The 4874-nt window shown below is 73.8% G+C and carries 2 protein-coding genes and 1 pseudogene; 1 reads left to right on the top strand and 2 read right to left on the bottom strand.

Features of this window, described 5'->3' with window-relative positions; genetic code table 11:
* Both ABTX81_RS39315 and ABTX81_RS39310 read right to left on the bottom strand, forming a co-directional pair.
* A pseudogene (locus tag ABTX81_RS39315) lies at positions 1-91 on the bottom strand (roadblock/LC7 domain-containing protein); the annotation flags it as partial.
* 10 nt (positions 92-101) lie between these two features.
* A complete protein-coding gene (locus tag ABTX81_RS39310) occupies positions 102-3878 on the bottom strand; it encodes a nitrate- and nitrite sensing domain-containing protein (RefSeq protein WP_350555725.1) in 3777 nt (1258 codons plus the stop codon).
* Positions 3879-4506: 628 nt separating this feature from the next.
* Between ABTX81_RS39310 and ABTX81_RS39305 the strand changes: the two genes are divergently transcribed.
* Entirely contained in the window at positions 4507-4710 is a 204-nt protein-coding gene (locus ABTX81_RS39305) for a hypothetical protein (RefSeq protein WP_350555723.1), read from the top strand.
* The last annotated feature ends 164 nt before the right edge of the window (positions 4711-4874 follow it).

Here is a 4874-nt window from a genome sequence, read left to right as displayed (position 1 = left end):
CCGCGGAGACCACCACCGTGTGCGACACCCCGGGGGTGTTGTCCACGAAATTGGTGATCAGCCAGTTCAGGTTCTGTGCGGCCTGGCTCATCTGATTCAACTCAACGCTCCTGATGATCTGCGGCGTTGCCGTCGGTCCGGCCCCCGAAGCTGTCGAACCCGGGCTGCTGGGCACCATGCTGGAGACCGGCCTGGTTGCCCTGCGCCTGGGGGCCCTGCGGCTGGCCCGGCTGGCCGGGCTGGCCCTGACCGGCGGCCTGCTCGGCGCCGGCCCGGCGGCCCTGCTGGATGCCGCGGCGCAGGTTGGTGAGGCGGCCGCGGACCTCCTCGGGCGCACGGGAGACCTGCGGGCCGGTCAGCGGGGACGCCTCGGCGGTCCCGGAGACCAGGTTGGCCTGCGGGGTGCGCCGGGGGAGGCCCGACATGGTGACCCCGCTGGTCGACGGCTCGCGGACCTGCTCGGCGCGGCGCCAGCGCTCGTCGTTGGCGGACGGACGCCACGGGGCGTCACCGGGCTGCGGCTGCTGGCCCGGCTGCTGAGGCTGCTGCTGGGCCGCCTGCTGCTGGCCCTGGGCCTGCGGCTGCTGGGCCTGCTGCGGCCGGCCGGGCTGCTGCGGCCGGCCCTGGGCGGCCTGCGGCTGGTGGCCGGGGGCCGTGGTGCCGGGCCGCCGCGGCTGGTACGGCCGCGGCCGGCTCTGCTGCTGGGCCGGGCGGCCCTCCTCGCGCTGCCAGCCCTGCTCGGCCGGCGCCCCGCCGTCGGACGGCCCGGTGGGCAGCGCCATCGGCTCCTGCCGGACGGGCTGCTGCTGGACCGGCTGCTGCGGGGCCTGCGGCTGCTGCGGCCGGCCGGCCTGCTCCGGACGGACCGGGTTCGGCATGGCCGGCAGCACCGGCTCCACCAGGCCGAGGCCCAGCGGGTCGCGCGGGTCGATGTCACTGGCCTCGAACCGGGGGCGGGCGAACTGCTGGGTGCTCTCCACCGGCGCGGGCTCGGCCGCGGGCAGCTGCTGGGCCGGCTGGACCTGCGGCAGCGGCTGGGTCTGCTGGTTCGCCTGCTGCCGGTCGCCCGGCGCGGGCCGCTGCGGACGGCCACCCTGGCCCTGCGGGCCCTGGGGACCCTGCGCGCCCTGCGGCGGACGGCCCTGGCCGGGGCGCTGACGCTGCGGCAGCCCCTCCTGCGGACGCTCACCGGGGCGGGCGCCCTGCGGTCCGCCCGGCCGGCCGGACTGGTCGGCCCACCCGTGCTGGGGCTGCTCGGGGCCGCGGGCGGCGGGGACGCCGTCGCCCTGCGGACGCTCCTGGCCGGGGCGGCGTCCGCCCGGGCCGCCCTGCTGGGGACCGCCGGGCTGCTGGCCGCGGCGGGGCAGGCCACCGGGGCCGCCCTGCTGCGGGCCCTGCCGGCCCGGGGTGCGCTGCGGCAGGCCGCCCTGCTGGCTCGGGGCCTGCTGGTTCGGGGCCTGCTGCGGGCCCTGCTGGCCGGGGGCACCCGGCCGGCCGCCCTGCGGCGCCGGGTTCTCACGCAGCGACTGGCCGGCCTGACGGGTCGGCAGTCCGCCGCCCGCACCGGAACCGCCCTGACCGCCCTGACCGCCGGACGGGCCGGGGCCGCCCTGGCCGAGCTGCGGCCGGCCCTGCTGCGGGGCGCCGCCCGCCGGACCCTGGCCGAGCGCGGCCGGGCCGCCGGAGCGACCGCCCTGGCCGGCCGGGACCTGGCGCTGCTGGCGCGGCGTCGGCGCGACCCCGCGCTGCTGCTTGGGCTGGCCGCCCTGCCCGCCCTGCCCGCCCTGGCCGCCGGGACGGCCGGGGCCGCGGCGGTCGGCGGAGTTGGTGACGTCCACCGGGAGCATGACCAGCGCGGTGGTGCCGCCGGAGTCGCTGGGACGCAGCTGGATGCGGATGCCGTGACGCAGCGACAGGCGGCCGACCACGAAGAGGCCCATGCGGCGGGAGACGGAGACGTCCACCGTCGGCGGGTTGGCGAGGCGCTCGTTGATCTCGGCGAGGTCGTCGGGGCTCAGGCCGATGCCGGTGTCGTGGATCTCGACCAGCACCCGGCCGTCCGGCAGCGCGTGGCCGGTGACCCGGACGCGGGTCTGCGGGCTGGAGAACGAGGTGGCGTTCTCCAGCAGCTCGGCGAGCAGGTGGACGAGGTCGTTGACGACGCGGCCGGCGACCTCGGCCGACGGCACGGCGGCGAGTTCGATGCGCTCGTACTGCTCCACCTCGGACGCGGCGGCGCGGAGCACGTCGACCAGCGGGACCGGGCGGGTCCAGCGGCGGCCCGGGTCCTCGCCGGCGAGGACGAGGAGGTTCTCGCCGTTGCGGCGCATACGGGTCGCGAGGTGGTCCAGCTTGAAGAGGTTGGCCAGCTGGTCCGGGTCCGCCTCGCGGCTCTCCAGCTCGGAGATGAGCGACAGCTGGCGCTGGATGAGGCCCTGGCTGCGGCGCGAGAGGTTGGTGAACATCGCGTTGATGTTGCCGCGCAGGAGGGCCTGCTCGGCGGCGAGGCGGACCGCCTCGCTGTGCACCATGTCGAAGGCGTGCGCCACGTGGCCGATCTCGTCCGCGGAGTCGACGCCGACCGGCTCGACGGCGACGTCCACGTCGTGCGGGTCGGTCTCGGAGAGCGTCTTGACCAGCTCGGGCAGCCGCCGCTCGGCGACGTCCTCGGCCGCGGCCTGCAGACGGGTCAGCGAGCGCACCATCGAGCGGGCGATCAGACCGGCGCCACCGAGGGCGACGAGCAGCACCAGCGCGACGGCGGCACCGATGATCAGGGCCTCGGTGTCGGCCTGGGACTGGAGCTCCTGGGCCTTGCCGTCGAGGTCCTCGATGAGCTTGGACTCGATCCGGCGCTCGGCGGCGATCTTGGCGGTGGACTGCTCGTACCAGTCCTTGTAGCTGACGGTGTCGCCCTGGTGGATACCGCCCTGCTGGAGGATCGAGCGCGCGTAGCGGTCGGCCGCGGCGACCACCGAGTTGTAGCTCAGCTGGCCGCGCAGGTTGTCCAGGTCGTGCGAGGTGTAGATGTTGTTGAAGCCGGTGAGCGCGTTGTCGTAGGACGACTTCAGCCGGATGCCGAAGGACTCGTCGCTCAGGCTGAGGTCCGGGCCGCCGGGGTTGGCGAGCGCGGCGCTGATCAGCGCGCGCTGCTGCGAGGTGGAGTTCTTGGCGAGCGAGAACTGCTGCAGGGCACGGGTCGCGCGGACCAGCTCGCGGTTGTTGGACGCGAGCGCGATGTCCTGGGTGATCGCCAGCAGGTCGCGGATGATCACGTCGTACGCGGTGATCGTCGCCTGGATGTTCTGGTTGTTCTGGTACGGGTTGCCGCGGGCGTCGGAGACCGAGTTCAGGTCCTTGCGGATCTGGAAGAGCAGCGCCTTGCCGCCGGAGAGTTCGAGGTTCTCGAACTTGTCCGAGGACGCGGTGAAGGTGCGGCTGAGGTCGTCGGTGACCTTGCGGGCGGCGACGATGTCGTCGTCCAGCGGCGCGTTGGGCTTGGCGGTGATCGGACCGGCGCTGACGTCCCGCTCGTTCTGCAGGGCGTTGGCGAGGTCGGTCGCCTTCTTGGCCAGGTCCGAGAGGTTGGCCATCTGGGCCAGCTGCTGCGAGGTCTCGAGCGAGGTCTGGATGCGCAGGCCACCGAGGACCAGCGCGACCAGGACCGGGAGCGCGAGCAGGGCGATCAGCTTGCTGCGGATCCGCCAGTTGCGCATGGCGAGGCGGCTCATGCCCTTGGCGCGCCGGCGGGTCAGGGAGCTGCGGAGCTTGCCGCGGGCCGACTTCCGCTCCCCGCCGTCCTCCTCCGGGCCTCCGATCACGTCGGGTGCCGGTTCGGCCGGGCCGCCGGGCGCCGCCGCCTGCTGGGGGGCTGCCACGGGTTCACGCGACTCCGGGTCACCCGCGGCGCCGCTACCCCTTTTGAAACGTCCCTGCACTGGCGTCGCAACCTCTGGACCGGGCGTCCCGCCGCGTCGCCACGGCCTGGACGGTGTCGAGTTTCCATCCGCACCCCGGCCGGTCCGGGAGAGCGGGTCACCGGGGTGGACAGCTCCCTACCCACGGTCCGTGGCATTCCAGCACAGCCGGGGAATCCCAACAAGGGCGGACGGGGCGCGCCGGACGGCACTACTCACCGCGCGCGGGATCTCACCGACTGTGCGGCAAACGGACCGGAATACCGCCTTTTTCGGACACTCGCCGGATGCATGCCAAGCCGACCCGAGATCAACAGGATGGGTGGAGCTTCGGGTATGCCCGATATTTCCGATATGTCGGCAAAGGTCGATGCGGCGATATGTCGGATATCGGAGATATCTTCTGGCATTTGTGACGAAAATCACAGATGAATGTGTAGCTTTGGTCACGGTGACTGTGGAAAGAGATCCGTAACCTTGCTGTATCCGGAGCACGGCCCCGATCAGCCTGCCCAGAATCTCCCCGAATCACTCAGGCCGGGGCCGATCGCGATCGGTCGCCCGGCCGCGACCTTGAGGTGCTGACGAGATGTCCCAGGCGAACACGACCAGCCACTCCACGGCGAACCCGCGCCGGACGACGCTGGCCTCGGTCGAGGACTTCGGCCAGATCCCCGGCGCCCGCGGGCCCGAGGACGTCGCGACCTACGCGACCGAGCTGCCGTCCTCCACCGCCAATCCGCGCCGCACCCAGCTGATGGCCGCCCCGACGGTGAACGTTCCGCAGGCCTGAGGCGTTCCGCATACGCCCCGAAGGGCGCCGTCACTCTCGTGACGGCGCCCTTCGGTGTTGTTCGCCCGTTCGCCTCCGGGTCGCTCCGGCCCGGTGCCGACGGTCGGCGGGCGCGGCGCCACCTCCTTCGTCGGCGGCTTGGCCCTTCTCCCTTTCGGCACCGG

It is taken from the genome of Kitasatospora sp. NPDC097605 (genome assembly GCF_040302725.1).
Lineage (GTDB): Bacteria > Actinomycetota > Actinomycetes > Streptomycetales > Streptomycetaceae > Kitasatospora.
This window is presented reverse-complemented; position numbering and strand designations above follow the sequence as displayed.

Bases quoted from the DNA above. Each gene is read 5' to 3' on its own strand.
- ABTX81_RS39305 (WP_350555723.1), top strand. From the start codon at position 4,507: ATGTCCCAGGCGAACACGACCAGCCACTCCACGGCGAACCCGCGCCGG.